Below are 4,061 nucleotides of genomic sequence, written 5' to 3' on the forward strand. Positions count from 1 at the left end.
GCACCACCCCGTCAGTAGCTGAACAGGAGGGACAGCTGATAGAAACAGAAGCCACTGGAGCACCTCAAAAACACCATCATACACTAAATCAGTAAGTTGGCAGCATCACCCTCGTCTCGATCGTCCTGAACTCTTCCGTCTTCTGAGAGATTGCCAGCAAAATGACATTTTGCTCATTGAGGACGTTGACAGACTTTCCCGCCTGTCAGGGGAAGACTGGAATAAGCTGAAGAAAATGATCCGTCAGAAAGATATCCGGGTTATGGCCGTGAACGTTCCGACCACATGGATTAATTCTGGCATGAGTGAGTTTGACAGCCGGTTGTTTGCTGCCATTAACGATATGCTGCTGGATATGCTGGCCGCTGTTGCCAGAAGGGACTATGAACAACGACGGGAACGCCAGAAACAAGGGATAGAGAAAGCAAGGAAAGACGGCAAATATAAAGGTCGTAAACCTAATCAAGCCAGATATGACGCAATTAACAGGTTGATTGAGAGCGGAAGCTCCTGGAGTCAAGTTCAGAAAGTGCCAGGGTGCAGCCGTGGCACAATCAGTAGCGCAATAAAACGTAAATCCGGGCTGAAATCCAGTAGTTAGAGAAGGGAGGAGATGTCGGAAGTTCGGAAAACAACCCCCGTTAAGATTATTTTTTAATCAAATTGTTTTTGGGGCACCTGAACTGCGGGGTTACAGCGGTTTTTGTGTCTGAAACCGTACAATTCTGTACATTTACGCAAGGGGATGTGCGGAAGAAGTAAGCTAAACGATTAGCGGACGGTCAGAGCATTTCGAACAACCCTTACATTCTGGGGCTTAGCTTGCCGGGATGTAACCACTCGTGCAACCCAATTCTCTTAACGTGGGAAAAATTCCGTTTTCCAAGCGACTCCCTTTCTGAATACAGAGCAGGAGTCAGATATTTTATTCAGTAACAGAAGCCAGTCCCGATATGTATTCATTGCTGACCATCAAATCCCTGAAATGGCCAGAAGCAACAATATTTCCTTCATTCAATACATAAACACAATCGGAACACTCCAGAAGATTTATTCGGTGACTAATATTTATAATTAACGCATCAGGAAAATGAGTTCTTATTGATGATAAAATTTCTGATTCATTAATATAATCCAGAGCCGATGTGGCTTCATCAATAATAATTATTGCAGGTTTTCTCAAAAACAGTCGCGCTAACGAAATTCGTTGTTTTTGCCCTCCTGAATAGTTATTGCCTCTGTTTATAAGGTGTGTATCCAGACTCACTGGTTCATTGTTGACGACAGAAAGATTTGCCAGTTTAAGAACTTTAAACATTTCATTTTCTGACGCGTCGTAATTTGCGAGCCGGAGATTAAATCGTAGTGTATCCATAAAAATATAATCATCTTGTGTTAGGTAGTAAATAGCATCATTCAAATCCTCATCACTGATATTACGTAAGGATATATCATTCAGATAAATGTCTCCAAAGTAATTTTTATAGTAACCTGATATTATTTTTACAAGGGTGGATTTTCCTGAACCACTGGGTCCGGTTAATGAATACATTTTTCCGGTAAAAAGGTCAAGACTGACTGAATTAAGTATTTTTTTATCATCACTATAGCTAAATGAAAGCTCTCTTATGGACAGGTTTAATTTTCGCTCCATGTTGAGAAAAGGTATTGAAGGAGATGTGGCTTTATTCTCGGCATGACGTTGAATAAAACCTGCCAGGCTAGACATTGACTGCCTGATCTCACTTAGCAATGCCCCTATATTTTCCACTGGCGTTGAAAGAAGAATGATATATGATGTAATCATAATGAAGTGGCCGATACTAACTACACCATTCAGCACACCTAAAATATTATATATGAATACAGAACCAAATAATATTACAGCAAGTAAAGAGTTCAATAAAAGAACTTTAGAACTGAGTAACCAGTATTTTTTCTGAGCATTGTTTTCCTGAGTGAGAGCATCTTCATAACGTTCAGAAATAAGTCTTAATGCATTATTCTTTTTAGCTGCTATCATGTTATCAACAGTATCAGATAACAGACTATAAGAGTTAAGAGTGATATCCATGCTGTGTTTTCTGAGTGACGCTAAACTGCCAGTCAGTCTGGTATTAAAAATTACAAATACCAGAATATAGAGAAAAAACACACCGGCAGAAAACCAGTCCTTCGTAGATAAAACAACAACAATAGTAGAAATAAGTTGTATAACAGGTGACAGGATATTCTGGGAAACATTTCTCACAAGAATATAAATGTCATTTGAAGCCTGGTTAAGACTTTGCGTTGTATATCCAGCATTATTTTTACTCAAGTTAGTTATATTTTTGTTATACAATTCTCTCAAATATTTTAGCGACATTTTTTTCTGCATGTTAATACGTAGACTACTTTGCAGTATCATAAATAAAAAAACACTTGCTTTATTAGATATAACGCAAAACATGTATAAACAGGCAAGTAAAACCAGATATTCATAACTAAAATTTGACAATGAGCCAGACAGTAAATCTGTAATCTTTGCAAGAATCAATGGTGAAATAGATATGATTATCGATGATAATGATGTAATGAATAACATGGAAAAGAATAAAAATTTACCTCTTGCATCCATTAATGAATAAATATAATTAAATAATGAGTTTTTCTGTTTTCTTTCCATAATTAACCTTTATAATCAATGGATTGAAGTTGAATGAATTTTGCCAGACGGTATAAGTTAAGTATATATGGTAGTTCCGTTGTCAGACGTGTAGTCGTATTTTCATACAAAATGCTTTCTAATTCAATATGGTTAATGCCTAATATTTCAATTAATCCTGACTGTTTTATTGTATTCACTAGTTCATCCTTTTTACCGGATAGAATTCTGAATATTAGCTGTGAAGATGACCGTTTGTTTTTTTTCCAGAAAATATCTGAACCAAATCGTTGAAACGCTTCATAACGAACGGGATAACGATCAAAGTGCTGGTTAAATAGACTAAAAACTGGTAAGCCAGCATAATGCTGGATAATATTTTTATGCAGGAATGGAGTTAGTTTATTAATTTTTCCTGTATAATCAGTTGCAAAAAACTGAGCAGAGGCAAGTTTCATATCTGATACGTGCTCTTGCTTTGCTGGAGAACATCCGTTGGATGTATTAATGAATGCGGAAATATTTGAAAATATGATATCTTTATATCTCTTTCCCTTGAGATTGGAAAATTCTACTATTTTTTTATGCATAAACATCAAGCCATGACTTCGATATGCATCAATGCCAAAAAGTTCTGAAGGATTTTGTCCGAAAATATGATCTCCACCGTGACCACATAGATATAATAAATCATCGTCTATGGGGGGCTGACCTTCACCTTCTTCATCTGTCTGTTCAAATATCAAAGGGATTTCGTCCGGACTATTAGGATTTAAATTGAAATAAAGTTTTTCATTAAAGTTGATGTTTTTATTAACAGATATAAAATCAACTCCATATTTTGAACAGTATTCCTTAGCAAAATACTTTTCACTGTCATCAGATTCATCAGAAAAAAAATGATAAGCGCAGAATTTGTTACCTGATTCTTTAAGTGTGTGAAAAATTAATGCAGAATCCAATCCTCCGGAGAATAATAGGGCTATTTTTCTATTATCCCGCATCATCTCAATATTATCAATGATACTGTCGATAGTTGAATTGTTCTTTTTGGTAATACTAAACTCATCACGAAGTAGCACAGGTTTCAACTGATTATTAAATTTTATAAACTCACCATTATTTACTTTGTAAATGCCAGTGATTAGTGATTCCTGGGTTGCTATTCGATTTCCTGACAGATAATGTTCTGCCATTTTTATATTTAGACTGAATGTCATATCTGGATTCAAAAATTTGATATCAGAAATTTTATCCGAAACAAAAATATCCATATTCTTTTTACAATAAAATAGAGCGGGGCCTGGGTAATGACTCCAACTTATTGATAGTGTTTTATGTTCAGATAATGCCCGATGACTTTGTCATGCAGCTCCACCGATTTTGAGAACGACAGCGACTTCCGTCCCAGCCG

At 36.2% G+C, this 4,061-nt stretch carries 3 protein-coding genes and 2 pseudogenes; 1 reads left to right on the top strand and 4 read right to left on the bottom strand.

Translation table 11 applies throughout. The features are described from left to right. A partial coding sequence (locus ACJHX7_RS25910; protein WP_129692851.1) for an IS1 family transposase occupies positions 1-55 on the bottom strand: 55 nt, incomplete at its 3' end. Between the two features lie 57 nt (positions 56-112). On the opposite strand from ACJHX7_RS25910, the pseudogene ACJHX7_RS25915 reads away from it, so the two are divergent. Beyond that, positions 113-601, top strand: a pseudogene (locus ACJHX7_RS25915) (recombinase family protein); the annotation flags it as partial. A gap of 324 nt (positions 602-925) precedes the next feature. On the opposite strand, the gene ACJHX7_RS25920 reads toward ACJHX7_RS25915, so the two are convergent. The 3 genes and pseudogenes from ACJHX7_RS25920 to ACJHX7_RS25930 form a co-directional block, all read right to left on the bottom strand. Further along, the gene (locus tag ACJHX7_RS25920; RefSeq protein ID WP_016242761.1) at positions 926-2,668 is read right to left on the bottom strand and encodes an ABC transporter ATP-binding protein; all 1,743 of its coding nucleotides are present in this window, start codon (positions 2,666-2,668) and stop codon (positions 926-928) included. 2 nt (positions 2,669-2,670) lie between these two features. Then, a pseudogene (locus ACJHX7_RS25925) lies at positions 2,671-3,957 on the bottom strand (lasso peptide isopeptide bond-forming cyclase); the annotation flags it as partial. An 11-nt stretch (positions 3,958-3,968) separates the two neighbouring features. Then, positions 3,969-4,061 (bottom strand): IS1 family transposase (locus ACJHX7_RS25930; protein ID WP_000306640.1); only part of this gene is annotated, 93 nt, incomplete at its 5' end.

It is taken from the genome of Escherichia sp. WS1451, from assembly GCF_046487365.1.
GTDB lineage: Bacteria > Pseudomonadota > Gammaproteobacteria > Enterobacterales > Enterobacteriaceae > Escherichia > Escherichia coli.